The sequence below is a fragment of the Clostridium chromiireducens genome (assembly GCF_003575225.1).
In the GTDB taxonomy this organism is placed as follows: domain Bacteria; phylum Bacillota; class Clostridia; order Clostridiales; family Clostridiaceae; genus Clostridium; species Clostridium chromiireducens.
On the sequence record NZ_QXDJ01000003.1, the window covers coordinates 575,482 to 601,190 of the forward strand.

The following is a 25,709-nucleotide window of genomic DNA, read 5'->3' on the forward strand; positions in this document are numbered from 1 at the left end:
GTTTCAAGCTTATATTAATATTTATAGATTATTTAATTTTCTTTTTCATAAGTTCAAAATATTTTCCTATTATTTCTTTATATAACTTATCTATCACTTCTATTGTAACAATTTTTTCAGAAATTCTATTATTCATTGTATAGAATAATAAATTTTTATAATCTTGTCTTACTGTAATGCTTTCTATAAATAATTCTTTATTATTAACACTTTCAATTTTTTCTTTATCTTTTCTAGTTATTGGAGATATCAGTTGTTTCATTTTATTAGATTTATAAAACGCTAGTCCCGCTGGAATAGTTTTAATTGCTAGCAAATTATATCCTGAAAATGCTGGAATACAATTTCTTTGACTCCTCCACCTTCCTTTTGAATAATTTAAAGAATCTTGAGGATTTGATACTAATAAGTCAATTAAATACTCTTCTGTTTTTTCGTTAACATTAATAATATCTCTATTTTCACGCCCCGCACTGTAAAGTAATAAATCTCTACTCAATTCTGATTCAATACATTGTATTTTATTTATTCTAAAGTCATTTTCCAATATTTTAATAAGGTTTTTATCTACTATTACTATATCTTCCTCAATATCTGATATATTTTTATTTAAATAGCCTTCCATAATTGCATAGTCATATTCCTCTTCTACATTATTTACTCTTTCTATTTTAAAAGAATTAATATTTGCATAAGTTAAATTTGGATATTCATCTATGATATCTACAAAATCAACTTTTTCCAGAATAAACTTATTATCATTCTTTTTCATTACTGATATCATTATTCCTCTATCTAATAAAAATTTATAATCTGATGCCTTAAAATTATTAATTATCATACTCCCTGATACAATAAATGCGATCTTATCAAACGGCATTTCCTTTGCTTTTTCTTTTAATATATCTATATTTTCTTTTAATTTTGCTATATAAAATTGTACACCTTCATCAATTGTTTTCCCTACATCTTTTCTAGCTTCTAGCGTAAGCTCATCTCTACTTAGTTTTAGTGATTCTTTGGTGTCCATTCCATATATATCAACGCAAATATATTCCCAAAGTGCATAGCTTTCTCTTTGCCTATCTAATTTAATACCTTTAAAATAAAAGTCTATTGTCTTGGGTGATCTTTCTAAAATATTTCTATCCGAATCGTATTCTTGCATACGAATATTTAAGTAAATATCTTTGTCTTTAACCCATAATTTCATCTCATCAAGACTATTGGCAATGTTATATGCATAATTACCTTCCTCGATCATACCGGCATCAAATAAAGTTACTATATCAGAATTAAAAGTCTCGTTATCTTTATTATCAATATTAATATATATAGGTATAACACTTCCTTCGCAATTCCTTTTTGCTGAATCAAGAATTTTATATATAAGCAAATTATCACTTGATATAGGATCAAATAAATTTTCAAAGTGTTTTTCAGCATGTCCTCCATAATTAAGCGAATAATTTGCGTCCTTCTTTAATTTGAAATAAAATTCTGTACCCCTTTTTATATTCTTCTCTGATTTTCTAACTTGAATGTAACCATCAGATCTTTTCCTTGATTCAAATGTTATCTCAATTGCACTATTACCACCTGTTCTTGAATGTGCTTTGAATTCATCAGCCACTAAAAATCCTGATTGCAATCCAATACCGAACCCTGCTGTGGGTCTTAACCAAGCTGGCATTTTATTTATCTCTTTTTTTAGTTCTAACTTTCCACTATAACTCGACCCAACATCACACATAGCTTTTAATGCATCTATTGATATTCCTATTCCTCTGTCTCTAATACTAACCCCTACATAATTGCTATCTATATCTTCAATAGTAACTTCAATTATATAGTTATTATAAATTTCTTTCAGAATATCAAAAGGCATCAAATTTTTTAATTCTTTCTTAGTCTTAATCCACGAATTATACATGCCATCATTCAAATCTCTCCATAGCTGAATCTTTGATGCATCTAATGAATTTTGTATAAATTCTCTAACAAATATATATTTATCTTCATATATATTTGAGCCTTCTATTATGTCAAATGCTTTTTCTTGAGATATCTCGAATCTTAAATCTGTAATATTATTCAAATCTGGTTCACCCTTCAAAAGAAGCTCTTTTTGGGTTAATTTAGGTGCATATCCTGTTAAATTACTTGGGATAATATCTATCCAATTCATTGTTAAATTTTTAATCTCTTCCTCGAGCCATAAAAACCAACTTCTAGTTTCTCTATATACTTCTTCATTAGGGCAGTCTGCACTTACTTCTATGTTCTTAGGTGTTATCAAAACATGTCTTGTTGATTGATGCTTTTCTTTATGATCTTTTGATAACTTAGGTAATCCTCCAATTACTTTTTCTACATAACTACTAAATCTACCATTATCTAAATCTAATAAATCTCCTAATCTTATCATCTCAGCTATAAATCTAGGATGAATATAATCTGATTTATATCCATTAGACTCATAATTTAGTTTCATTACTTTATCAAAATCTTGAGTATGTAAAAATGATATCTCACCAATTAGTTTTATTAGCCTTTCATGAATAAGATTATTATGACTTATATCTATTTCCCATTTTTCTAACTGATCTAAATATTCCTTAGTTAAACTTGAATGTTTTGATCTAAAATAATCAGCTATTATATAAGTAACATATTTACGAATCTTCAATGGCCAATTTTTTTCAAATTTATCATCTTGTAAATTAATATTCAACTTGTCAATATATTCAATTGCTTCAGCTATATCATTATTAAATGAATGCCTTTTCTCTTCTAAATATTCTTTAAATTCATCTGTTTCCCACTCTAATTCAGCTTTTTCACTCAATAGTGCCATCCCAAAATCATGTAAATAAGCACATTGTAGAATCATCCAAGTTTCAGTAGGTGATAACCTCTTTATTCTCTCTTCTCCTAATAACATCTCAATATTTGTTATTATGCTTTCTGAATGACTATCATCATGCAAACTATAGTGTGGATAATTCATTACTACAGTTTTCAGCACGCTACTATATATCTTTTGGTTCAATTTCCATGTTGCATATAAATTTGCATATTCTTCATTTGAGTCACAAATAACCTTTAAATGTGTTTCTAACTTATATGTATATTTTAAATAATCCTCCATCAGTATCCCCCCGTACAGTACTAATATATTTAATAAACTTAACTTACTTTATCTTTACCAACTTCCCATTATAGACATAATAACTATCTCAAAGTTTCACGTCTTAGTTATTTCAAAAAACTTAGTTTACTAAATAATTACAACTAGTATTCGCTTCCTAATTATACCTCAATTTTACATATTATTCTTTATTTTTCCTAATAAAATAAGTATTTCTTATTTCATTCCATTTATTATTAACCAAAATCCTAAAATCACATATCTCAATCATCCATAATATACTTGAAATTTACTACAATAAAATTTTAGACGTATCTAAAAAATTTATCTCTCAATAGAAATTTTCCTCTAAAAAAATTAGCAGTAAAAACAGAAAACCCACTTCTATTTTTACTGCTGCTATTTTTAAATTTTACGTACTTAAAATCCAGTATATTGACCATATTGTTCACAATATATATTCTCCTATGGTGATATTCTTCAGAATAAACCCATAAATATTCTTCACCATATAAGAATATGCTGATTCCATCTCAATTTAAAACCAATTAAGAAATTTATCAAAGCTAAGAAAAACAAAACACCATAACTAAAAAATGTTTTGCCACACTCTCAACATTGACCATTGAGCATTGAAAATTGACCATTATAAAATTCAAAGGAGCCTTGCTCAAAATTAACCCTTAATCCTTCGCAAAGCTCCCTATCAAATTTATTTCTCCAAAAAATTTTCATGCTCAGATATATATCCATCAATTTCTGGCCCTGGATTCTCCATAAAGTTATTCCATGCTTTTGAAACAGTTTTACAACTTTCAAAAACTTCCATTTCTACGAACATAACCCAATATTATAATATAGTAATTTCACTTTTCTCACCATCAATCATAACTTTTGCGCCAAGTGGAAGGCTTAAGGTTGGAAGACAATGCCCGCAAACTAAATTATACAAAGTTGGTTTGTTTTCTGGCACTATAATTTCATTGAATACTTCCATTAAACTTAAACTACGATCATCTTTAGGTTCACAATCTGTAAATGCACCTAAAATTATCCCATTTGCATCTTTAAATTTCCCGCATTGTTTTAACTGCAATAGCATTCTATCTATTTTATAAGGCTGTTCATCTATATCTTCTAAAAATAGAATTTTCCCCTTTGTATTTATTTCATAAGGCGTGCCCATTGATGAAACTAAAACAGAGAGGTTCCCTCCAACTAATTCCCCTTCTGCTATTCCTTTAACTAATGTTTTTATTTCCTGTCCTCGAGGATTTTTAAGCACTCCTAAAGGTTTATTTGAAAATATATTTTCCTTAAAATAATTCATTGTATAATCATCTACGCCATCGTAAAATTCAGATGCTGCCATTGGTGTATGAAATGCTATAAGATCGCATTTTTGATTAAGGACATTATGAAGAGCTGTAATATCGCTATAGCCTGCAAATACCTTTGGATTTTTCTTAATCATTTCATAATCAAGCATATGAAGCAGCCTATTTGCTCCATAACCTCCCCTTAAAGCAAATATACCTTTTATATCTTTGTCCCTAAACATATCATTAATATCATTAGCTCTTATTTCATCACTTCCAGATAAAAAGCCATGAGATTCCATGCAGCTTGCACCAAGTACTACTTCTAAGCCTAAATCTTCCATAGCTTTTATTGCAGGTTCAATTCTATCTCTTTTTGCTGGACTTGAAGGGGCAATTAAACCTATTTTATCTCCTATTTTTAAAGGGGTTGGTCTTATCATCTTATAAATCTCCCATTTATTTTGCTTCTATTAATATTCTTATGCTTATGTTAGGAAATGTATCATTCTTAGAACTTCATAATATTCTTTTGTTTTAAATTCAACTGTTCTCGGTGCAATAAATTCTGCCCCTGGATAAAAGGAATTTTTATAGGCAACCTTATGGTCTTTATATTCAATTTGTACTTTAAATTCTTCTGGTGACTTAACTTTCATTGAATCTAAGTCTTTATTTAATGCTTCTTTAACTAGTTTTTCTGTTTCTATAACTGCCTTTTTAGGATTCATATTTATAGTTGCGCCGCCAATACCATCTTTAACTCCAAGAGTCACTATATTGGAATTGAATTTATTAACTTCTTTAGTAAGTCCACTGTCTCCGCTAACAAATACAACCGGAACCTTGTATAAAGCACCTGCATATGCATTAAGTAAAAATTCACTTGCATATTCATCATTGATTTTAATAGTTAATACGCTAGATACATTCATCGTATGAACTAATGGATTTGTTATTGTTCCTCCAGCATTATGATATCCAATAAAGATGAGTGCATCAAAGCTTTCATCTATTCCAGCTACCATAGATAAAGGATCTCCTGTCCATCCCCTAATAAGTTTTACTTCTTCAGGAAGAGCTTTAATATCTATATTTCTTCCACTATCATGAGCATCTTTTACTATTATTTCTTTAGCTCCAGCTTTTACTGCACCGTTTACTGCTGCTAATACTTCTTCAGTCATTTGTTTTGCAAAGGCCTGCCAGTCAGGATGATTTTGTTTTGTTTCATCCCAATCTGTAACTCCTGTTATTCCTTCTATGTCTGCACTAATATATATTTTCATCTGCTTTCATAGTGAGAAATATTACTTTATCTATCAATAAATTTCCCACTAAAGTTCACTTCCTTTCTTATCATTTATTAAATACAAAGCTCTGCTATACGTTTGTTTACATCGCCTTTATATATACCACCATGGTAACAAATCACCTTTTCAATATCATATTCCATTAATTTTTTTAAAGATTTCATGTTTAATTCATTATCAAAATTAATACTTGGATCAGCATTCACAAGTAACCCCTCTTTGACACTAAGAATATCTCCTGCAATTAATATCTTGTACTTCTTAAGGTATAAGCAGATATGTCCTGGTGTGTGACCAGGTGTGTGCAGAACTGTAATACCTCCGCAAAATGGTAATTCCTGATCATCAACTAATGTTTTATCTACATTTACTATGCTATTTTGAAAACCACTCTTTAGTTTTTCATATATTAGTTTCATATTCTCAGGAAGATAATCCAAATTGCCTTCGAGACTTGCAAGTTTAACAGGCGTTTTTTCTCCGTTTATATATTTTTCTTCTTCCTCATGAGCAAAGATTTCAACTTTGCTTACCATCTCTTTTAAGATAGCTAGAGCACTTCCAATATGATCAATATCTTGATGAGTTAAAATTATCGACTTTAATTTATTAAATGATATTCCTTCTTTTTCAAAAGCTTCACGAATTTGATTTATTTGTTCTGGAAATCCAGCATCAATTAAAACGACTGAATCATTATCATAAATCATAGTTGGATTGATTATACTGGCCTTCCCCATTAAATTAGCAGATAATTCTAGCATATAAATTCCATTTTCAATTTTCATTAATTATCTTTAGTGAGAGAGTGTATAACAAGTATCAAACCCTCACTAAAATTCACCTCCATTCTTCTTATACTATTTTATGTGTATAACATAACATGTTAATAATAATTTAATTTGTCTCTTATGCTAAAAGACTCTTCATACGCTTTCTCAAGCACTTCTTTTGATACTTAAATTTTATTATTGATATCAACAATTTCTGCTCTACACAATAAATGCTTATTAATAGTTTTGTGCATTTTTACAAACAACTTTGCTGATTTAATATAGTTTTCATCAAACCTGTTAGATGATAGCGTCCTTTGAATTATGCCCTGTAACCTTGGTATATTTAATTCTAATGGTATAATACTTATTTGATTCGGAAAAATTGTCTCATTAAATATAAATGAACACATAACGATAATATAAGGGGTACAATATATATAACCCCTGGAAAATTAAATGCTGTAGTCCAAGGAAAGCTTGTAGTTGGGTTGTTGTATATACTTATTGCTGTATATGCAACATGAATAATAGAAATTATTAATATAGTTATAAAAGTCCAAAATGATATTATCTTACTGTTTAAGATTTTTTCATTTTTACACGCCCCTTGCATAGCAAATTGTATTCTAATTATAACAAAATTTACAATATAATATATACATTTGAAAATTACAAAAAAAGCTCCACTCTAGACTAAAATCTAATCAAGAGCGGGGCTCTAATAATTCTTATTCTTCTATTTTTTGCTTCTTTGATATATATTCTTCTTCGCTTATCTCACCTTTTGCAAATCTCTCATTTAAAATATTCATTGCTTTTGATGAAGATGTATCAGTAGAATTATTTTTGTTATTATTAAATGCTTTATGAATAAAATAGACAGTAATCAATAAGATTAATATCATTGGTATCATCATAAAAAAACCTCCTCCGCCATAAGGTCCTCCAAAACCAAATCCGCTACAAAACATATATAACACCTCCACTTTTCTTTTATTTTATAACAATATTGTGAAGAAATTATGTAGAACTTTCATAGTATGATTTTTTATTCTCAACTATGAAAGTTTATTGAAAGCAATAAGGTAATCTTCCTGGATGAGCTGGAAGCATTACATCAAATATTTTTTCCATCATATCTTTAGATACACTTGGTTTTTCAGCACTCTTTATCAAATTCGCTTAGCTCATAAAACCCCATGGTTTTTGTGAAGGAAGAATGACTGAACTTGATACTATTTTTTCAATTCTATCTTAAAAGATACTCCAACATTTTCATTGGCCGCCCATATATGCCCGTCATAAGATTCTATAATTCTCTTAGCTATTGCTAGCCCCAATCCAAATTTACCTTTTTTACCTTTTTTGAATGGCTTAAATAACTCATTTAACGATGATTCTTCAATAAATTCTCCATCATTATATATTTCAAGTAATATTGAATCACTACTTGTCTTTACACTAATTCTAACTTTACTTCTACTATATCTAATTGAATTCTCTAAAATATTTTCAACTACGACTTTCCACTGTTCATAGTCTCCTAATATTATTATATTTTCTAGTTCTAGCTTCCAATTAAGCTCTTCTCTTCTGAACCTAAATCTATCGACGGTTTCCTCAATTAATTCTTTCATATTAATAAGTTCTTCTATTCTTTTGTGCTGCAATAAATAGTCAAGCTTAGTTAAATAAAGCAGATCTTTTATTCTCTTCTCCAGTCTTTCTGCTTCACTATCAATTGTAAGCATTGTACTACTCAGGTCGCCTTTAGGAAATATTCCATCTCCAACAGATTGAGCATAACTTCTTATAACCATCACAGGAGTTTTTAATTCATGGGATATATTTTGAAGCATCCATTGCTGAGCTTCATCATTTTTTACAAGCTGCTGCCTCATGGATTCAATGGCCTCAGATAATTCACCTATCTCATCTTTTCTATCTACACTTATTGGAGTATTCCATTCCTTTTGACCTATCTTCTCCACGTTTTCTTTTAATGACTTTATAGGTTTTGATAAGTAACCTGCAAGTTTTCTAACTATTATTAAACTAAAAAAGCTTGCAATGATAGTCATTAAAATGATCTTTCTAGCTATCTGCTTATATAGTTTTTCAGCCTGAACATCTCTTGTATATGAAAAGATAAAACCACTCTTTTCATTAGAACTATATTTTGTTATTACATAAAATAGCTCATCATCATTACCGGCATATGTATATCTTTGGCTATCTGTTTTTTGATTTTTATATTGAATTAATACTTTATTCCATAGATTCTCTGAAGATTGCTTATCAGAAAGAATATGATCTATATTTTCATTGGAGTTACTTGGATAAATAATATGATGTAAAGGCCTTTTGTCATTGTCAGTATCAGAATCTATATTCGGAAGCTGAATATAACCATTATTCTCCTTAATATTTATAATTGCATTTTTTTGAGCACTTTCAATAACTTCAAAAGCTTTATCATAAAGAAAATTTTTGAAATTTAATAAACTCATAGTTACTAACATACCTATTATTAGAAGCATCATAGCTGAGAAAACAATCCATATTTGAAAAGCAATTGATTTATTACTTAGAAATTTCGAAACTCTGCTCATTCCTTAACCATCCTGTATCCATAACCATAAACTGTTTCTATTTTAAGGTTTGGCATTCTTTTTCTAAGCCTTCTTATAAGATCATCTACAACTCTGTCACTTCCGAAATACTCATCTCCCCAAATATTATGTAATATTTGTTCTCTTGAAAAAGCAATAAGCTGATTTTTAACAAATAACATGAGAATATCAAATTCTTTTGAAGTTAAAGCAATCGTTTCTTCTCCACTCTTTACTATACGTTTATTTTCATCTATAGTGTAACCACAAATCTGAGATACTGTCTGAACATCTCTTTCTACTTCTTGGCCATATACCCTTTCAATAAGTTTTTTTGTACGTATAACCAACTCTCTAGGTAGAAATGGTTTGGCAATGTAATCATCACTGCCAAGCTCCAGGCCAATCACTCTATCTAAATCAGCATCACGTGCAGATATAAAAATAACAGGTGTTTGCTTATTGTTTTCTTTAATTTCTTTTATAAGCTGATATCCATCTATATCTGGCAGCATAATGTCCAATATCCATAAATGTGGATTAACTTCAATAGCTGCTCTTGCTGTTTCACCATAAAAAAAAGAAGTTACATTAAAGCCATCTTTTTCAAGATAAGATTTTAATATCTGATTTAAATTTTCTTCATCTTCTACTAAGTAAATATTATAATTCATCTTAACACCACCTTTATAGGCTAAATTAAATTCCTATATATTTTATAATTAATTGCATAGTTCATACTCTAAAGTCTGTTTTAATTTCTAATAAAATATTATAAAGCAGAATATCAAATCAATGGTTCTTTATGTATAACGTTGTTCTTCTATTATAACATTACCACTTAATTCTATCCTGTTAGTTATTTAATATTATTATTAGATATTCTGACGTCCTATATTAACTTTTTTATTGTATTATTACTATAAATTTTAGGAATTACTTATATTGACTTGGTCGCCATCATTTAAAAAACTCTGTCCTTCTATAATAACTTTATCCCCCAGTTCTACCCCGCTAGTTATTTCGGTATACTTTCCATCAGAAATTCCAACACTTACTGATATTTTTTTCACTTTATCCTCAACTACTTCATATACATATTGAACTCCATTGTTCACAACTATTGCTGTAGCTTTGCATTTTTCTTGGCAAATTTTTTCACGTTTCTTGGCAAAAAACAAGCAAGTATCAAATGATTTTTTATCATAAACATACTTGCTTTTTATATATATTTTATATTAATTTTTGTATTATGTATAGGTTCTATTATATATTTTAAAGTAAACATCTGGTTTACAGATGTTTAACGTATTTTCTTTTTCTTATTTGGTACATACTCTAGTATATCAGATATATCGCAATCTAAAACTTCACATATTAAATCAAGATGATCTAAATTTATTCTTTCAATAAGTTCATTGTATATTTCAGATATTGTATTCGGTCTAATTCCCGTCTTTCTTGCAAGATCTGCTTGTGTCCATCGCTTCTCACCTAATATTCTTGAAAGATGTATCCTTACCATATTACAATCACCCCCTATAACCAATTTAGGGACATTGTAACGCTATTTATTATTTTCAGGCTTAAAACGATATATAATATCAATTTACGTTATAATAAGTGTAAAAAAAATATGTTTTTTTGTTTTTTTATTTGATTTTAGTAATTTCTTATTATCAATTCTTTATAAACATTCTCTTTATCTGTATATCTACCAACTAAATTATGCTGCCTATTTATCTCTTCAATATTAAACTCTTTGTATATCTCTCTTATATACTCACAATCATTATATGACAGAATAAATTTGCCTTTTACATTCTTTAAAACACTATTTAATCTTTCATGATCATCTTTGCTAAACTGAGCACTATAATACTTTTCAGTTCCATAATAAGGTGGATCAAGATATATTAATGCATCAGATTTATCATAAACTTTGATTAATCCTTCAAAATCTTTATTTTCAATAACTACCTTGCTTAATCTTTTCTGTATATCAGTTAAATATTCAATCATAACATTAATATCTTTTTTTACGCATCCATATGTTTTTATAGTAGAACCATAACTTGTTTTAATTAGCATAAAGAATCTAGCTGCTCTTTGAATATCTGTCATTCCAGAAACATTATATTGTTCTACAAAATCATGAAATAATTCTCTTGAATTAAGCATAAAAGATAACTCTCTTTGTAATTCTTGACAGTGATATTTTACACATCTAAATAAATTTACAAGATCACCATTTGCATCATTATATATTTCTAAATTAGCATGTTTTTCCTTAGAAAATAAAACCCATCCTGCACCTCCAAATACTTCAACATATCTTCCTATTTTTTCAGGAAACCTTTTAACAATCTCATTTCTAAGTAATTTTTTTCCACCAATCCATCCAATAAAACTATTCATATTTTTTATATCCTCCTTATAAGTAAACTTAAAGTGGCCCATATGAGCCACCTTTTAATTATTAATTTATTTCAACACTTTTTACTATTTCATGTATTTGATTCAATGCTTCTTGTGGTGATAACTGACTAATTATATTTTGAGTAACATTAGATTGAGATGCTTGATTGCTTGTTTCTTGTGCTATTGTTTGACCTGTATTTGTGGAAACTGGTATAGATATATTAACTGTATTTGCAGTTTCTCCTGATTGATTAGCTTCTAAAATAGTTTTTTCATTAGTTCCCATACAAGCATTATCATCTAACGAAACTGAATCAACCTTTTCTGATTGATTTTCAACAGCAACTTCTGTTGCAGAATCTAAAATATTAGATTCTTTTACTACATTATTAACATATCCAACTACACTTTGTCTAAAATGATCTATTTGCTCTTGTGTTAATCCAGGTATTCGTTCTAGTAAGTATTTATCGAAAGCTTGACTTTTCAACATTGATACGCCTATCTGTCCTCTAAATTCTTCTTCCACCCTATTGTATACATCTAATGCAATACCTCTGTAAAAGTTATATTGGTCGTTTCCAATCGTAGCAATTACAGCCTGTTTCTTAGCCTTTAAAAATTCAATAGCAATTTGTCCAGCACCTTTTGCAACATAGCTTAAAATAGCTAAAATTGCAGTTATAGCTATCCCTTCTGAGTAATTAACTACTTGATTAATAATTTGTTGATACATAATAAAATTCCTCCTTGTATATTTTTATTTTTGATAAATAAAGAATGCCTATTAAGCACCCTTGTTAACGTTATTAAATTATTCTAACAGTGCATTCCAGGTATTATATCCGATAATTCCATCAGCACTTAATCCATGATTTTTTTGAAACGCTTGTACAGCACTTAAAGTAGCTGGCCCAAATAAGCCATCAACATCAGCTCCTACATTAGCTTGTATCCATCTAGTAATATTACCATTTGCTCCTTGCCTTAAAATAACATTTGAGGCTGCTGCCATTGTTAAAGGCCCAGCACTATTATCTTCTTCAAGTCCTGCATTAAACTGAACATTAAGTTCATGTTGTAAATATCTCACATCATACTGAGTAGTTGATGTTAAAACTGCATCAGTTGAAACTTCAGACTGCGGTGAATAATCACCACCTATAGTAGCAATTATTCCTTTTGCAATTGCATTTCCTAGTGCTGTAGGTTCATATAAATTAACATCTATCTGTGAATCACAAAAAAATGGTTCAATCAGTATAGCTGTCATATTTGTATGTTTTGTAACATACAAACTAGGTCTATTTATACCTCTTTTAGTAAAACCTAATGCAACTATTTCACTTAATACAGATACTGCATATTTTTCTCCATTATCAGAAGCAACTTCTATCTCTGCTCCATGTGCAGATCCATCAAAGGCATTAACATGAAAGCATATATGAAGCTGACTTCCACTTTCATTTGCTTTATTCACTCTATATGCTAAGGAATCCATCACTGACATTCCACTCCCATCCGAAGGAGTGCAATTTATACATTGATGTCCTGCCCCCTCTAAAGCCGCAATGCATACAGGAGCATACTTTCTTATCTCTGCATATTCATATACAATTCCATTTGCTGATATATCCTTTCCACCTTCCATATGTCCAAAATCATAACTAATTATCATAATATTTCCCTCCTAATTTTTTGTAATAAAATAAGACCTACAATTACTGCAAGTCCTTTTAATCATTTTTTTCATATTCTTTTTTTAGAACAAAGTTTTCAAAGATTTTATTTTGTAGACTATAAGTGTTACAATGCTTCAAAATCCCCATATAACTCTGCACAGTTGCATTTACTTTATTCAAAGGTATATTATCTCTTTCATATTGTTTCTTAACATATTTAAGCCTACGCTTCATCTTAAGCGATGTTGATTTTCTTACTTTTAAATGAGTTGGAAATACTTTATAGCCAACAAATTCTACACCTAGAGCAACAGGCCTAATTGCAGTTTTATTATTTAAATTCAGCTTTAATTTACTGCCTATAAACTCTTCTATTAATGTTTTATATTGATGAAGCTTTATTTTATCTTCAGATAAAATAATTACATCATCCATATATCTAACATAGTATTTAATTCCTAATTGCCTCTTGCAGTACTGATCTAATTCATTAAGATATAGATTAGCAAACATTTGACTTGTTAGATTACCTATAGGCATACCTTTACCTTTTAACCTATCTGCTGGATCATCTACATCACCATTTAACTTTAAACCAAAAGCAACACCATCATAATTAATAATAGCTTCTAAAAGCCATAAAAGTTCTTTATCTGCTATTTTAATTCTTAATAGCTCTATCAATGCCTTATGGTCTACTCTATAAAAATACTTACTCATATCAAGCTTTAAATAGTAGTATTTCTTTTCTTTTTTTCCTACTAATTTGAGCCAATAATATAACCTCTGTACAGCTTTAAGAGTACCTTTGTTGTTTCGGCAACCATAACTATCAAATATATACCCTTTATCAAATACAGGATTAATAAGCTGATATATTGCCCATTGAACAACTCTATCTTTAAATGGCAAAGCCATTATAAGACGTTTCTTAGGTTCATATATAAAAAATTCTCTATAGCCACCAACTGAATAAGTGTGATTTATTAATTCATCTCTTAGCTCCAATAAAAATTCTTCAACATTAAAGGAAAACTGAAGTATCTCATCTCTGAATCTTTTACCTTTTCTAGCTTGAAGATATGCTTCATATAGATTTTCATAACTACAAAGCTCTGGATAAACATTTTTAATTTGCTTTGCCATTTGTATTACTCCAATTAAATATGCCATGCTTTGCGGATTTCATCCAAATTAATGGACTACTCTCGGCATTCACAGCTAATATATTTTTCACCAATAGGTGTGGAAATAGACCCCTTTACGTCTCTTTGTACTGGAAATAAGCCCTTGAGCTTATTACTGCTGACCACAAGAGTAGAGCGGCGCGGAACCCGACATTGTTGTTACTATTAGTTCGATTATTATTCAAATTGAGCGCGAACAGGCCAGCAGAGGCCCCATTATTGAAGGAACCGCGGGTTATGGTCTATTCCCAAAAAACAAGTTTTTATTGTTTGGCGGATTTAATCCATCCACCAACCATTTTACCTATTTCAACATTATATTTTGACCAAACTTCATATTTCTTAAATGGCAAAAATCCCAAATCCTTCGCAAGTCTTGTATATGCTTTTAATTTAGTAACTTCCACATCTAATTCCTGAAGTGTAGTTTTTTTATAATATTTTTTATGGGCTACGATTGTATACTCCAAAATTTGATGCATACATTTTTTCATATCAGTTCCAAGTGCATATTTTTCACTCTTCGGGAATTGTGCTATTGCCTGATATCCATAATTTATCATATCATATGTTTTTTGAAGTATAATTAAATCTTCTGTTGCCATTTATATCACCATTTCAAAATTTTATCACATTCTGTTATTCTATTTTTATTTTAGTTATAATATATCATTTTGTGATACATTGTGTTTTTTAAGGTCTACTATCGTAGCCCACCCAGAACACAGCAACCGAATTATAAGACGTAAGCGGCGCGGAACCCGACATTGTTGACACTACTAGAACGATTATCAGTCAAAGCGAGCGCGAACAGGCCAGCAGAGGCCCCATAATCGAAGGAACCGCCTCTTAATGGTAATCTTTCACCATAATTTCTAATCCATAATCCATCACCACCACAACTAGAATCTATAGGAGCTATTCCTAATGCCTTTAAAAGAGTTGGGACTGTTACTCCATTTTGTGCTGCTAATGATTCAAAATTACAATTGCTATATCTATAATAATCATTGACATCTCCACCAGTATACATTTTGTTTACTATAGTAGTATTTAATATAGGATCTCCCCCAACATCATTACTATCTTGTATAGAGCTACCGGCAGTAGTGTTATCTATTTTTAAAGTTGCAGTTGTTCCAGGAGCAACTAATGAACCATCTTGCAAAATTGCCTTCCATAAAGTGCTTGAATCACTATGATCTGAATTTAAAATAGCTGCGTTATTATCTGGAATAACTTGAATCTCTCCATTTTTTAATCTTAGTCCAGATGTCCACTCCCATACATTTCCGTTAAGATCATAAATACCATCTGGAGTTCCATCATGCGACCAACTACATGGCCCTGAGCCTGTAGCCGTCCTTCCAGTATGATGATATCCTGAACTATCTTGTTTGTTAGACTTATTATTCCAATTATAGTTCAATATCCAATCATATTTTTCTACACCTTTTTCATATTGTGCGTCTACATCACAGCCAGCATAGTTATTACCTCTTGGCATTTTTCCATTCTTCTTACACCATAAAGCTATAGCTGCATATTCTGCATTAGACATAAGATGCCATCCTTGTCCTTTTGCATAACAGTAATTTAGTGCCTGATCAAAGTTAATCCATGCAGCTGGATCTTGTCCTGGTAAAGAATAAGCTTTATTATCCTGCACAATATTTTGATACTTTGAAATATATATATAAGGTTTTTCAACTCCATTAACAATAAAAGCAGGATGTACTGTATGCGGAGCGCCAGTTATAACATCATCAAGATAGAATTTGGGTATTACAACCATAATTGATGGATTGCCTTGATCATCATAAAGAACTGTATTTTTTCCTCCTGTTGCTGCCTCAACTGCTGATCTATAAGTGTCTTTTATACTATAAATAAATGCCATATTAGAATGCACCTCCTGCTAAAGCTGTATAATTTACTGGTAAAGTCCATAAAACAAGAGTAACATCATCCATATTTAATGGTTCTGCTACTCTATCATATATTTCATTTTCTTTATCATCTTTAGTGCCTGTATCTACCATATTATATTTTCTTGGTGGAATTATAATATTAGCAGCATACCATTTTCCTAAACCTGTAGTAAGTTGCATATTGTTATCAATACATACATCAATAACATTTTCAAAATCCTTTTGATATCTTGCAACATTAACACTTATAGTTTCATCAAAAACTATTGTAGATTTATTAACAGCATAATTAATTTTTTGACCTTCATTTTTCTCTTCTATGTTCATAGTATCCCTCCTATTTTATATCTGGATTTAATAGAGTCCATCTTATTTTAATATTATCAGCACTTCCAGTAATTTTAATTTTGAATCCATTAGCTTGCTTATCATATATTATTATTTCTCCAACAGCCATTACATTACTTGATAATTCAACTGTTGCATTGACATCATAGTCTCCTGCATCTAACATTGGAAATCCTGGTATATTAACTAATACATATGGCTCTGTATTTCTTATTGTATTAATTGCTTCTATCCTTCTCACATCAGTTAATGTTACCGAAGCAAGATCCATTCCAGTATCATTTGCAGGCACAGTTATTTTATATAGAGTAAGCTTTCCATCTGGAACAGTAGCCGCTAAGTAACTTCTATATCTGCCTTGAGTATTATCATAATCAATATATAAATAATAGACATCCGTTATCGAATCTGTATTCATAGGTACCATTGCTATCATTTGCTCATCAGATATTCCTACATATTTACCATCAACAGATACTTTTGATACATTGCCTGCAACATAAGTTCCTGTCAAACTGATTTGAAGATATCTACTATTAGACATTTTACTAACTATACATCCAGTAATTACATACTTATTGTATAAATAGACTAAACCTTGTTGTAATCTTTGTTTTTGCCATTTTTCTAGTTCTTTATTTATAGCTCCAACTTTTTGAAGTGTCTCTGCAACTATAAATCCAATAACATTATCCGCAAGATCGATACCATCCTCCATTCTATTCATATTTTTCTGAGATAGTGGCGTTCCTTTTTGTATTAAATTGCCGTTTTGGTCTTTAACTTCATCAATCCACTTAAGTTTTTCATAACTCATCTATCACACCTCCTGTAGTTGAATTTCAAATAAAACTAAAAGACCTCTATCATCCTTAGAAAGATTTTCACTTCTCTCTAAAAAGTTTTTTCCATCAACTGAAATAAGTCTATACTTAGTTATTTGTCCAATTGCATCTTCATCCACATATGCATAAATTTTTATTGAGTTTCCTGAAAGCTCGGTTCTATCTATAGGAACATCAATAGTAGTTCCAGCTGCTAAAGCTATCTGAGCTTTCAAAAGATTACTCTTTATTAATCTATACAGCAGATTAATTCCATCAGTTGTAATCAACTTAAACCATCTCCTTTACAATATATTTCTTCACTGGTTACAGGTAATTTAGTTAAATATAAACTTCCTGAGGCACTTATTAATTCTTCATTCTGATCATATAACGCTGTATTTATTAAATTTTCACTACAACATTTTAATGTTGAATAGTTATTAGTAACACTGTCCTTAACTGTTTCTTGATAACTCTTTCCGATAGTTTGATCATACGTATAAAGTTTGCTTGAAAAATAAGAATTCCCCTTAATTTGAATCTCTTCAATGAAACTTTTTCCGTAACCTGTAATGAAAGTATTTTCAGAGCAATTAAAAAACAGCTCTGAAAAATAGCTGTTTAACTTATCATATATCTTCTCTATATAGCTTTTTCCCATACCAATAGAAAAAGTACTCTCTGAAGCAACAATTAGTTTGCTCGAATTATATGTTTTAAGTATTTCTTTGAGTATCTCATCATAAGATCTACCTAAAGTAGTTACAATTTTATTTCCTGAAACATCAATTGTGCCACAAGGTGTAAGTATTTCACTAAAATAACGATTAAAAAGTACCCTAATACTCAATATAGTAAAATAGTCCAATACAAGTTCATAACTTAAATGTGCTGGTTTTCTTAAATCTATCTGATCAAATATAAAATTAACTATGTTTCCAAATTCCTCACTAGATTTTAGTATTACTTGAAAAAGATAGCTACTTTTAAACTCTATTTCAGCATCATAGATTATAGCCTTAAGTGGTGAAGATAATGGTTTTAACGAAGCTAATTTTGCATTAATCCTTTTTCTTCTTTCCTCAATAGGATATAAACTTGTTTTTATTCCTGCCTGCTTATCCCAATAATCGAGCATCCATGTAGCAGTATCTACATAAAGCTGATTTATACAATCATCATAAAATGTATCAATCTTATTAAACTGGGATTCTCCTAGACCTACTAAAGCCTTAAAATTCGTAGTATTCTTTAAGTAATTTGGTAAAAAATCAAGCATTGAATTATTCAACCATATCACCTACAATCGCTAATGAAGTAACTGGTACTGCGACATTTTTATTTTGACCATTAATAAACAAATTTGAGTAATCATCAACACCATCAGTACTAAATATTATATTGCCTATATAGTTATATCTTATATCGACATATCCTGTCTTTAAATCTTCAAGTGTCAATGTTTTGTAATACTCATTAATGTTTTTTCTTATATTAGCTTTTACTTCATCTTTTATATAGCCAGTTCTAATTGTAAGTGCATAAGATAAATTGGTCTTATACATATCTACCGTAGTCACTGTTACTTCTGCACCAACTGGAGCCATTCCTTCACCCATTCTATGCACTGGATCAATATACTTTTGAGCCTTTGCTATTAGTTCATCAGAAGCAGGATCTGTATTAGTATCGGTTACAACTACTTTTACCGTTCCAGTACCAATGCCTTTCCATTCAGGAATGCATAATACTTTTCCAACTCCTGAAACTTCCTTTGCCCACTTAATGTAATGATTTTTATTTCCACTACCTGCTGGATTTTGAATATCATATAGCAGTCTCGCTTTTACTTCATCATCACTTTCTCTTTCGTTGCCTCCAAATAAGCCTAATTCATCAACTTTAATCCACTCAACTTCACTAATTGCTACACCTGAATAGGTAAGTCCTGTGAAAGGTACTAGATTCCCGTTTTTTCCTATGCTATTACATTTTACTGGCACCTTGATGCTTGTACTTCCAGCAGTAATATCTGTATCCTTGGTAACTACTAACTGAATAGTACCATCTAATGTTTTAAATACAGTGTCTTTAAAAACAACAGCATTAAGAATATATGCACTATTTTTACCAAGAATAATGCTACCTACTGCTTTGCTTCCTTCATATCTTTCAGGAAGTCCTCTTTCTTTTAATCTTTTATCAAGCTCTTTGTCTACAGAATCTTCAATAAAATATTGTCTAACTATATCTGCAGCTCTGTATTCAGCAATTTGAACTTGATGTGCTGCCGTCTCAACAATAGAATAAATTACAGGGCTTGAATTAAAATCAGTTATATCAATTCCTTTAGTTCTCAATTCATTAAGCATTTCAAGAATAATTTCATCCAAAGTTCTAACCAATTTCCTCACCCCAATCTAAAGAATCTTCAATTCCATATTCAGAAAGATAATACTTTATATAAAAATTCACAGTTCTTTTTTCATTTTCAAATGAAGAATCGATACTCTTTACAATAACGGTATCATCTTGTTCAATACATTCTTTTACATAAGACATTGCTTTTTTAAGCCATAATTCTGTTATATTATCAGATATCATCGAATATAAATCATTCCCATAGTCAGGATGAAACATATTTGAGCCCTTCCTAGTTTTAAGCCTCAATACTATAGACTGCCTTTTTGATTCAACTTGAGTGACTAAAACAATATCACCTGAATAATTTAATTTTAAATCTTTAGCAAATAATAAATCTATACTCATAATACTTACTCCTCAATCCATGAAGTTACAACACCATTTGAGGTGTCACCATTAATAAAAGTAACAACCACTTGACTTTTTACACTTATACCTTGTTTATGAGATAGATCTGCAGCACCATTTATATTTCCTAATGAGTCACTTTCTATATTTATGTCGTATTGATCAGTCTCATCACATATAGGAATATTTCTTGCTATCTTTATATATCCAGTTTCAATTTTAAATAAGGGCAAATATACCTTTGCAGTTCTGTCAGAAGTTGAAAGACTAGTAATAATACCGAACTGTGGAAAGTTTTCATTTTTCATAAGACCTCACCCCTTTAGTACTTCTTACCGTTGTTTTCATAGATATCACTTCTATATTGTTGAGCATCATCTGGTCTAACATTTGTAATATCAAAAGTATTGATATAGCCTTCATTTTTACTAAGCTGATGCACAACCTTATTCAAATAGTATGATCCACTGAATCTACCACAATTAACAGTATTTACGATACCTTCAGCATACAAGTTTGGATTTCCAGGATACCTAGTTCCATTCCCTGTAACAACCTGTCTTGAATATTCTTTAAGCAATTTATCTGCATATCCTTTAGCTATTCCATCAGTTGTAGCCTTTGCAACATACTCTATTCTTTCCTTTGTTTGCCCCATTTGACTTATTAAAAAATCATTTTGACTTGATGCTTCAATAAGCTGTTTTCTTTTATGAATCCAATGTCTAACAGTTACTTTATTTATTACATCAATAGATGAATCATCAAATTCTATTTTACAATTTGATTTTAAACCTTGTGTATAAACAAAGGTGTCTATAGCACTCTCATTAGCATTTCTTTCACCAAAATATAACTCTTTATCTTTTGTAACATAACAAACAAATCCTTCCTCATCAGCCAGCCCCTGAAGAACTTCCCATTCTTTTTTATTAATCCACATATCTCTATCAACTTTATTGTCTGTGGCTGTAACTATAGGTTTCAACCCATATTTTTGTGCTAACAGGTTTGCAATATCACTACTGCTTGCATCATTGTAAGAAACACTATATTCTGTATCAATCATGGTTTCAGAATAATCTCTTCCAATTATTCTCACAGTTTTTGACGAATCGAAGTTAGGTTTAACACCATCTATCTTCCCTGTAAATATATGATTAAGCTGGCTCTTATCCCATTCATGTATATTTTTTACATAACCTAAGTATATTCTAACCTCCTGATTTTTTCTAAGCCAATCAGAAAGCATTAAGCTATTATTAAGAGTACATTCAAAGCTATCTGCTGCTAAATATACAGTATTTTCAACAGATAAACTTAAAAAATCATTCCATTTTATATCTGCACCATCAACTTCAATAATTGCTCTTGGCTCCAAAAATATCACCCTTTCGGAATTTTTACTTCATATCCATCTGGAATTGTGCGTGGATTTGAAATACCACTAGCATCTGCAATCTTTGGCCATGAATTACCATCACCGTAATATTGTACTGCCAACCCCCACAGTGTATCTCCTGATTTCATAGTATAGGTGTAATAATCAGGTTCTGGTGGAACTATAGGATTAGCAACAGCTGCTGCTACCACTTGTACAACACTTTCTATAACATTCGTTACAACACTTGCTACAAAAGGTGCTGGCTCATTTTGAATTTCAATAAGAGTAATTGAATACCTTATATAATTTTTTCTTATATAACTATAATTGAATTCTCTTATTCTAGTTGTCTTATTAATCATTCCAGCAATCAGCTTCAAATCAGAAGCTGATTCTTTTAATTTCAAAAGTGCTTTACAGTCCCTTTCAGCTGAATTTCCTCGCAATACACCACTCCATGCATATGTATGTTCATCCTCACCCATATCCTGATAAATAGGTGGTGCACCAGGGACATCAAGTTTTGCCATAACTCTAGGCCCTGTAAAATCAATCTGCTTTTCAGGGCCTAATGCAAAAGTAAATTTACCAAGCATAACTTTCATAGATTATCACTCCTAACTGAACCTTGGATCTCTTGACCTTGTATACTTATCATCGCTACTAGATACTTCTGAAGCTGCAAGTCTTGGGTCTGTACTATTTATGTTATAGGTTATATTCCTATTATCACTATAACTACTGCTATTAGAATTATTAATAGTATCTTCACTATTTCCACCAGTTATCAATCCTTCAATTTTTCCACCAAGCCATTTAGCTCCACCTATTATTCCTTTTACTATAGGATTATCTAAAAGTTTTTGTACATATCCCCATAATGTGTTAAGTTCATTGCTTATCCAGCTTATAGCTGAATTCCATGTGTTTTTAATTCCATCTACTACTCCACCTATAAAAGAGCCAACAACTGAAAATATCTCCTGAGCTTTATCTCTAAATCCTAAAAAATTTGTGTTCCATGCTACTACAGCTGCAACTACAATTGCTGTAACAGCTGCTATTAGTATTCCAATAGGCCCTAATCCAATAATCCAAGCTAATGCCATTTGACCACCAGCAATTAAAGCCTTAGCTCCTGTAGCTAAAAACTGAACTCCTACAGATAAAATAGTTTTTATAGCATTAAGTGCTGCAGATCCTGCTGCCTTTAACCAAACTCCTGCCATCTGCACTCCTGAAATTCCTGCTTTTACACCAGTTTTTAAGAATTCTAAACCAACGTTCCCAACAACTTTAATCACTTTTAATGCATTTGCACCTCCAGCTTTTACCCATACAGCTGCCATTTTAGCACCTGAAACCGTAGCCTTTATTCCAGCTTGTGCAAATTCCACACCAATTCTAGCAATATTTTTGACTACATTTAGCGAGGCTGAACCCATAGTTTTAAATACACTTCCAACCTTACTTCCTAAAGACATAATTCCTTTTGTCACTCCATCTAACTTAGTTCCAAAAGTAAAAGCTCTAAAGAATGATGATATCTTTCCACCTCCCATTGCCTTGGTCAAGAAAGAAAAAGATTCCCCAAAGCCTTTAAAATATCTCGCCGTCTTTAAAATTGCTGTACCTCCATTTGCAAAAACTCCAAGTAAGTTACCAAATAAAAGTTTTGTGGCTCCCATACCAAGATTAAACATTGCAAGATAACCGACAATCTGTAATATGGCTGTAGCAACCTTTGGATTTGCAGCAGTCCATGCAGTAAGTTTATTTATGACATCTATAATATTATTGCCAATACCTTTTAATGAGTTCATTAAAGGTGTACTTGCTGAAGTAAGTAGTGTTTCTAAACTTCCTTTTATAGATTCTGCAATACCTGAAAAAGTTTGCTGCATTTCCTGAACCTGTGATTCGATAGCTTTAGCCTTATTTGCCTTTTCTGTCATATCTTCAAATGATCCTTTTCCTGATACCGTTAATCCAACAGCCGCTCTCATACCTTGTATACCAAAGGCTTTCTTCATATTGCTAATTACTTCATTTGCCTTTTTTCCTCCAAACTGCTTTTGCAATTCTTCATCTGATAGCATATTTCCATTTGCATCAAACATTTGTTTAGGATCAATATGTGCATTATATAAAGTCTGTCTTATCTTTGTTACAAGATCCTGGGCACTTCTTAAATGTCCAGTTTCATCAAACATACTACTTTCTCCACCAACAATTTTAGTTTTTCCTGTTTTTGTTTTTGTTACTGTAGCACCTTCTAATAGACCTAAACTATTCAAAGCTTTTTCTGCTTCTGGAGATACTGCATCAAGTCTCAAAAGTAAATCATTTAAAAAAGTACCTGAAGCATCACCAAGCCCCATATTGTGCAATGTACCTAAAAGCAAAGTCGTATCTTTTACGTTTAGTCCTAGCATATGGGCAGTTTGTCCTGTTTGTTGCATATCATGCATAATATTTTGAACTCCAGCACTTGATGCATTAGCAGCTCTATTAATATCATCTGCTGTTTGCATCAATTGACTACCTTGCAACTGAAACATATTTGTTACCTGTGAAATTGCATCACCAGCACTATCACAAGATATTTCTGCTGTCTGTGCAAGATATACAGCTGCCTTAGCACCACCTTCAAGAACATCTTTATAATCCATACCATTTTTTATCAATGTTAATTCAGCCTTAGCTGCATCTGTATTTGAAAAAACTGTATCAGCACCAAGCTTTAATGCTAAATCTGATAGATTTTTCATTTGCTCTGCTTGTAACTCTAGTGGCACATTCGCATCATAGTTTGCAAGTTCTACTTGTTTCATTACTTTTTCAAATTTAGCAGCACTATCTACAGCTTCCTTTACTGCACCCAGTTCAACAGTTCCTGTAATTATCTGATTTTTACCATCACTTTTTAACTTCTCACTTTCAGTTTTCAATTTTTTCATATTTTCCAATTGAGTATTAAAAAACTTATCGTCCCATTTTCCTGTAGGAGAAGTATTCCCTAATCTATTAAAACTTTCCTGAACCTCTCTAACTTGACTAACAGCCGAAGTTAATGCAGGCCCCATATTATTAACAGCAGATAAAATCAGTGCAACTGAAAGAGAACTTTCCATAAAAATATTTCACCTCCTTTGAATTAATTTCTTTAAAATTGGTGTATAATGACATTGAGGTGATATTAATGAAATATTTAGAATTATTCTTTAAAATATTGCTTGGTCTTCTCAAACTTCTTATTGTATTATCCTTCATCGCTATAACTTTTGGTATAAGTTATGGTTTAGGGTGGATTGTAGGTTCATTATCAGGAATAAACATAACCTTATGTAGGGTTATATCATTTATATTGATCACAATTTCAGTGTTAAGCACAATGAATAATCCTCAAGTTTATCATAATAACTTTGGTAAATTCTTTATACTTGGATACTTATTACGTAATAATTCTCATAAAAAGGAATAAGCAAAGGAGCTGTACGTTAAGAGTCAGCTCCTTCATTTTTCTTATCTACCCACCATTGAACCGAATAAAATACTGCATTCCTTTCTAAGTCAGTCATTTTTAGCCATTCGCTGTAAGCGATGCCTGTAAATTCTGCACATTGCACCCATCTGAGCAAGTCACATTGTTTAGCAAAAAAGCTACTGCATCATCTGCTTTCTTTTCCATCTCCTTACTATTTCCAAAGAGTTTATTACAAATAAGTGTATAAAAATTAACATCAGTATCAAGCCAATTATTAAATAACTCTTTATAATTTCCATCAGTAGAGTTTCCATCAATTTCTGTTATGCATTTAGCTTTTACATAACTGTCAATTATAAGTGCACTTGACACAATAGACTCCTCATCTATTTTCATCATTTGGATAATATTCATCCTGTCACTTCCGATTGGTGCTCTAAATTTAATTTTCTTTCCTGATGGCAATTCTAATGGCCCATAAATTTGATTTTCCATAATA

General features: G+C 30.7%; 29 protein-coding genes. 1 reads left to right on the top strand and 28 read right to left on the bottom strand.

What is annotated here, in order from left to right:
• Positions 1–28 precede the first annotated feature (28 nt).
• From D2A34_RS14110 to D2A34_RS14235, 27 genes are all read right to left on the bottom strand, one after another.
• Positions 29–3,151, bottom strand: a complete 3,123-nt coding sequence (locus D2A34_RS14110; protein WP_119367053.1) for an HD domain-containing protein — start codon at positions 3,149–3,151, stop codon at positions 29–31.
• Positions 3,152–3,863: 712 nt separating this feature from the next.
• Positions 3,864–3,992, bottom strand: a complete 129-nt coding sequence (locus D2A34_RS27470) for a hypothetical protein (RefSeq protein WP_278337014.1) — start codon at positions 3,990–3,992, stop codon at positions 3,864–3,866.
• Positions 3,993–4,001: 9 nt separating this feature from the next.
• The gene (locus D2A34_RS14115) at positions 4,002–4,913 is read right to left on the bottom strand and encodes a S66 peptidase family protein (protein ID WP_119367054.1); all 912 of its coding nucleotides are present in this window, start codon (positions 4,911–4,913) and stop codon (positions 4,002–4,004) included.
• Between the two features lie 45 nt (positions 4,914–4,958).
• A complete protein-coding gene (locus D2A34_RS14120; protein ID WP_079441100.1) occupies positions 4,959–5,759 on the bottom strand; it encodes a M55 family metallopeptidase in 801 nt (266 codons plus the stop codon).
• A 77-nt stretch (positions 5,760–5,836) separates the two neighbouring features.
• Positions 5,837–6,571 (bottom strand): MBL fold metallo-hydrolase, encoded by a 735-nt coding sequence (locus D2A34_RS14125; RefSeq protein ID WP_119367055.1) that lies wholly within the window; start codon positions 6,569–6,571, stop codon positions 5,837–5,839.
• A 170-nt stretch (positions 6,572–6,741) separates the two neighbouring features.
• Positions 6,742–6,969, bottom strand: a complete 228-nt coding sequence (locus D2A34_RS27045; RefSeq protein WP_079441102.1) for a hypothetical protein — start codon at positions 6,967–6,969, stop codon at positions 6,742–6,744.
• Positions 6,970–7,287: 318 nt separating this feature from the next.
• The gene (locus D2A34_RS14135; RefSeq protein WP_119367056.1) at positions 7,288–7,530 is read right to left on the bottom strand and encodes an SHOCT domain-containing protein; all 243 of its coding nucleotides are present in this window, start codon (positions 7,528–7,530) and stop codon (positions 7,288–7,290) included.
• 264 nt (positions 7,531–7,794) lie between these two features.
• Positions 7,795–9,171, bottom strand: a complete 1,377-nt coding sequence (locus D2A34_RS14140) for a sensor histidine kinase (protein WP_079441104.1) — start codon at positions 9,169–9,171, stop codon at positions 7,795–7,797.
• On the bottom strand, positions 9,168–9,845 hold the full coding sequence (locus D2A34_RS14145) for a response regulator transcription factor (protein WP_119367057.1): 678 nt from the start codon (positions 9,843–9,845) through the stop codon (positions 9,168–9,170). The genes D2A34_RS14140 and D2A34_RS14145 overlap by 4 nt, the downstream gene beginning before the upstream one ends.
• Before the next feature lie 255 nt (positions 9,846–10,100).
• Positions 10,101–10,352, bottom strand: coding sequence for a permuted SH3 domain-containing protein (locus D2A34_RS14150; RefSeq protein WP_119367058.1), 252 nt, complete (start codon positions 10,350–10,352; stop codon positions 10,101–10,103).
• 122 nt (positions 10,353–10,474) lie between these two features.
• Positions 10,475–10,696 (bottom strand): helix-turn-helix domain-containing protein, encoded by a 222-nt coding sequence (locus D2A34_RS14155; protein WP_119367059.1) that lies wholly within the window; start codon positions 10,694–10,696, stop codon positions 10,475–10,477.
• A 137-nt stretch (positions 10,697–10,833) separates the two neighbouring features.
• On the bottom strand, positions 10,834–11,589 hold the full coding sequence (locus tag D2A34_RS14160; RefSeq protein ID WP_119367277.1) for a DNA adenine methylase: 756 nt from the start codon (positions 11,587–11,589) through the stop codon (positions 10,834–10,836).
• Positions 11,590–11,650: 61 nt separating this feature from the next.
• Positions 11,651–12,328, bottom strand: a complete 678-nt coding sequence (locus tag D2A34_RS14165) for a hypothetical protein (RefSeq protein WP_119367060.1) — start codon at positions 12,326–12,328, stop codon at positions 11,651–11,653.
• A gap of 78 nt (positions 12,329–12,406) precedes the next feature.
• A complete protein-coding gene (locus D2A34_RS14170; protein ID WP_119367278.1) occupies positions 12,407–13,270 on the bottom strand; it encodes an N-acetylmuramoyl-L-alanine amidase in 864 nt (287 codons plus the stop codon).
• Positions 13,271–13,328: 58 nt separating this feature from the next.
• Positions 13,329–14,420, bottom strand: coding sequence for an RNA-directed DNA polymerase (locus tag D2A34_RS14175; RefSeq protein ID WP_119367061.1), 1,092 nt, complete (start codon positions 14,418–14,420; stop codon positions 13,329–13,331).
• A gap of 304 nt (positions 14,421–14,724) precedes the next feature.
• Positions 14,725–15,066, bottom strand: a complete 342-nt coding sequence (avd, locus tag D2A34_RS14180) for a diversity-generating retroelement protein Avd (protein WP_119367062.1) — start codon at positions 15,064–15,066, stop codon at positions 14,725–14,727.
• A 131-nt stretch (positions 15,067–15,197) separates the two neighbouring features.
• Entirely contained in the window at positions 15,198–16,361 is a 1,164-nt protein-coding gene (locus D2A34_RS14185; RefSeq protein ID WP_119367063.1) for an SUMF1/EgtB/PvdO family nonheme iron enzyme, read from the bottom strand.
• A gap of 1 nt (position 16,362) precedes the next feature.
• On the bottom strand, positions 16,363–16,719 hold the full coding sequence (locus tag D2A34_RS14190; RefSeq protein ID WP_119367064.1) for an AAA family ATPase: 357 nt from the start codon (positions 16,717–16,719) through the stop codon (positions 16,363–16,365).
• 10 nt (positions 16,720–16,729) lie between these two features.
• Complete coding sequence (locus D2A34_RS14195) at positions 16,730–17,557, bottom strand: hypothetical protein (protein ID WP_119367065.1); 828 nt, start codon at positions 17,555–17,557, stop codon at positions 16,730–16,732.
• Between the two features lie 3 nt (positions 17,558–17,560).
• Complete coding sequence (locus D2A34_RS14200) at positions 17,561–17,854, bottom strand: hypothetical protein (protein WP_119367066.1); 294 nt, start codon at positions 17,852–17,854, stop codon at positions 17,561–17,563.
• Positions 17,851–18,846: a putative phage tail protein gene (locus tag D2A34_RS14205; protein ID WP_147357745.1), complete on the bottom strand. Its 996-nt coding sequence runs from the start codon at positions 18,844–18,846 to the stop codon at positions 17,851–17,853. The genes D2A34_RS14200 and D2A34_RS14205 overlap by 4 nt, the downstream gene beginning before the upstream one ends.
• A gap of 4 nt (positions 18,847–18,850) precedes the next feature.
• The gene (locus D2A34_RS14210; protein WP_119367068.1) at positions 18,851–19,972 is read right to left on the bottom strand and encodes a baseplate J/gp47 family protein; all 1,122 of its coding nucleotides are present in this window, start codon (positions 19,970–19,972) and stop codon (positions 18,851–18,853) included.
• On the bottom strand, positions 19,965–20,336 hold the full coding sequence (locus D2A34_RS14215; RefSeq protein WP_119367069.1) for a GPW/gp25 family protein: 372 nt from the start codon (positions 20,334–20,336) through the stop codon (positions 19,965–19,967). The genes D2A34_RS14210 and D2A34_RS14215 overlap by 8 nt, the downstream gene beginning before the upstream one ends.
• 5 nt (positions 20,337–20,341) lie before the next feature.
• Entirely contained in the window at positions 20,342–20,647 is a 306-nt protein-coding gene (locus D2A34_RS14220; RefSeq protein WP_119367070.1) for a hypothetical protein, read from the bottom strand.
• A 14-nt stretch (positions 20,648–20,661) separates the two neighbouring features.
• Positions 20,662–21,720 (bottom strand): phage late control D family protein, encoded by a 1,059-nt coding sequence (locus D2A34_RS14225; RefSeq protein WP_182629385.1) that lies wholly within the window; start codon positions 21,718–21,720, stop codon positions 20,662–20,664.
• A 5-nt stretch (positions 21,721–21,725) separates the two neighbouring features.
• Positions 21,726–22,328, bottom strand: a complete 603-nt coding sequence (locus D2A34_RS14230) for a LysM peptidoglycan-binding domain-containing protein (RefSeq protein ID WP_207669022.1) — start codon at positions 22,326–22,328, stop codon at positions 21,726–21,728.
• A gap of 12 nt (positions 22,329–22,340) precedes the next feature.
• Positions 22,341–24,857 (bottom strand): phage tail tape measure protein, encoded by a 2,517-nt coding sequence (locus D2A34_RS14235; RefSeq protein WP_119367072.1) that lies wholly within the window; start codon positions 24,855–24,857, stop codon positions 22,341–22,343.
• A 68-nt stretch (positions 24,858–24,925) separates the two neighbouring features.
• Here D2A34_RS14235 and D2A34_RS14240 point away from each other — a divergent pair, with 68 nt between their 5' ends.
• Positions 24,926–25,207 (top strand): hypothetical protein, encoded by a 282-nt coding sequence (locus D2A34_RS14240; protein WP_119367073.1) that lies wholly within the window; start codon positions 24,926–24,928, stop codon positions 25,205–25,207.
• 99 nt (positions 25,208–25,306) lie between these two features.
• Here the strand turns inward: D2A34_RS14240 and D2A34_RS14245 are convergent, their stop codons facing one another.
• Positions 25,307–25,705, bottom strand: coding sequence for a hypothetical protein (locus tag D2A34_RS14245; RefSeq protein ID WP_182629386.1), 399 nt, complete (start codon positions 25,703–25,705; stop codon positions 25,307–25,309).
• Between the last annotated feature and the right edge of the window lie 4 nt (positions 25,706–25,709).

What these genes read in the sequence shown, in the direction of transcription:
- D2A34_RS14160 (WP_119367277.1), bottom strand. Translation starts at nt 11,589, where the DNA reads ATGAATAGTTTTATTGGATGGATTGGTGGAAAAAAATTACTTAGAAAT.
- D2A34_RS27470 (WP_278337014.1), bottom strand. Translation starts at nt 3,992, where the DNA reads ATGTTCGTAGAAATGGAAGTTTTTGAAAGTTGTAAAACTGTTTCAAAA.
- D2A34_RS14215 (WP_119367069.1), bottom strand. Translation starts at nt 20,336, where the DNA reads ATGAGTATAGATTTATTATTTGCTAAAGATTTAAAATTAAATTATTCA.
- D2A34_RS14245 (WP_182629386.1), bottom strand. Translation starts at nt 25,705, where the DNA reads ATGGAAAATCAAATTTATGGGCCATTAGAATTGCCATCAGGAAAGAAA.
- D2A34_RS14240 (WP_119367073.1), top strand. Translation starts at nt 24,926, where the DNA reads ATGAAATATTTAGAATTATTCTTTAAAATATTGCTTGGTCTTCTCAAA.
- D2A34_RS14205 (WP_147357745.1), bottom strand. Translation starts at nt 18,846, where the DNA reads ATGCTTGATTTTTTACCAAATTACTTAAAGAATACTACGAATTTTAAG.
- D2A34_RS14155 (WP_119367059.1), bottom strand. Translation starts at nt 10,696, where the DNA reads ATGGTAAGGATACATCTTTCAAGAATATTAGGTGAGAAGCGATGGACA.
- D2A34_RS27045 (WP_079441102.1), bottom strand. Translation starts at nt 6,969, where the DNA reads ATGTGTTCATTTATATTTAATGAGACAATTTTTCCGAATCAAATAAGT.
- D2A34_RS14235 (WP_119367072.1), bottom strand. Translation starts at nt 24,857, where the DNA reads ATGGAAAGTTCTCTTTCAGTTGCACTGATTTTATCTGCTGTTAATAAT.
- D2A34_RS14135 (WP_119367056.1), bottom strand. Translation starts at nt 7,530, where the DNA reads ATGTTTTGTAGCGGATTTGGTTTTGGAGGACCTTATGGCGGAGGAGGT.
- D2A34_RS14125 (WP_119367055.1), bottom strand. Translation starts at nt 6,571, where the DNA reads ATGAAAATTGAAAATGGAATTTATATGCTAGAATTATCTGCTAATTTA.
- D2A34_RS14170 (WP_119367278.1), bottom strand. Translation starts at nt 13,270, where the DNA reads ATGATAATTAGTTATGATTTTGGACATATGGAAGGTGGAAAGGATATA.
- D2A34_RS14120 (WP_079441100.1), bottom strand. Translation starts at nt 5,759, where the DNA reads ATGAAAATATATATTAGTGCAGACATAGAAGGAATAACAGGAGTTACA.
- D2A34_RS14110 (WP_119367053.1), bottom strand. Translation starts at nt 3,151, where the DNA reads ATGGAGGATTATTTAAAATATACATATAAGTTAGAAACACATTTAAAG.
- D2A34_RS14175 (WP_119367061.1), bottom strand. Translation starts at nt 14,420, where the DNA reads ATGGCAAAGCAAATTAAAAATGTTTATCCAGAGCTTTGTAGTTATGAA.
- D2A34_RS14220 (WP_119367070.1), bottom strand. Translation starts at nt 20,647, where the DNA reads ATGAAAAATGAAAACTTTCCACAGTTCGGTATTATTACTAGTCTTTCA.
- D2A34_RS14115 (WP_119367054.1), bottom strand. Translation starts at nt 4,913, where the DNA reads ATGATAAGACCAACCCCTTTAAAAATAGGAGATAAAATAGGTTTAATT.
- avd (WP_119367062.1), bottom strand. Translation starts at nt 15,066, where the DNA reads ATGGCAACAGAAGATTTAATTATACTTCAAAAAACATATGATATGATA.
- D2A34_RS14230 (WP_207669022.1), bottom strand. Translation starts at nt 22,328, where the DNA reads ATGAAAGTTATGCTTGGTAAATTTACTTTTGCATTAGGCCCTGAAAAG.
- D2A34_RS14190 (WP_119367064.1), bottom strand. Translation starts at nt 16,719, where the DNA reads ATGAACATAGAAGAGAAAAATGAAGGTCAAAAAATTAATTATGCTGTT.
- D2A34_RS14140 (WP_079441104.1), bottom strand. Translation starts at nt 9,171, where the DNA reads ATGAGCAGAGTTTCGAAATTTCTAAGTAATAAATCAATTGCTTTTCAA.
- D2A34_RS14185 (WP_119367063.1), bottom strand. Translation starts at nt 16,361, where the DNA reads ATGGCATTTATTTATAGTATAAAAGACACTTATAGATCAGCAGTTGAG.
- D2A34_RS14165 (WP_119367060.1), bottom strand. Translation starts at nt 12,328, where the DNA reads ATGTATCAACAAATTATTAATCAAGTAGTTAATTACTCAGAAGGGATA.
- D2A34_RS14145 (WP_119367057.1), bottom strand. Translation starts at nt 9,845, where the DNA reads ATGAATTATAATATTTACTTAGTAGAAGATGAAGAAAATTTAAATCAG.
- D2A34_RS14195 (WP_119367065.1), bottom strand. Translation starts at nt 17,557, where the DNA reads ATGAGTTATGAAAAACTTAAGTGGATTGATGAAGTTAAAGACCAAAAC.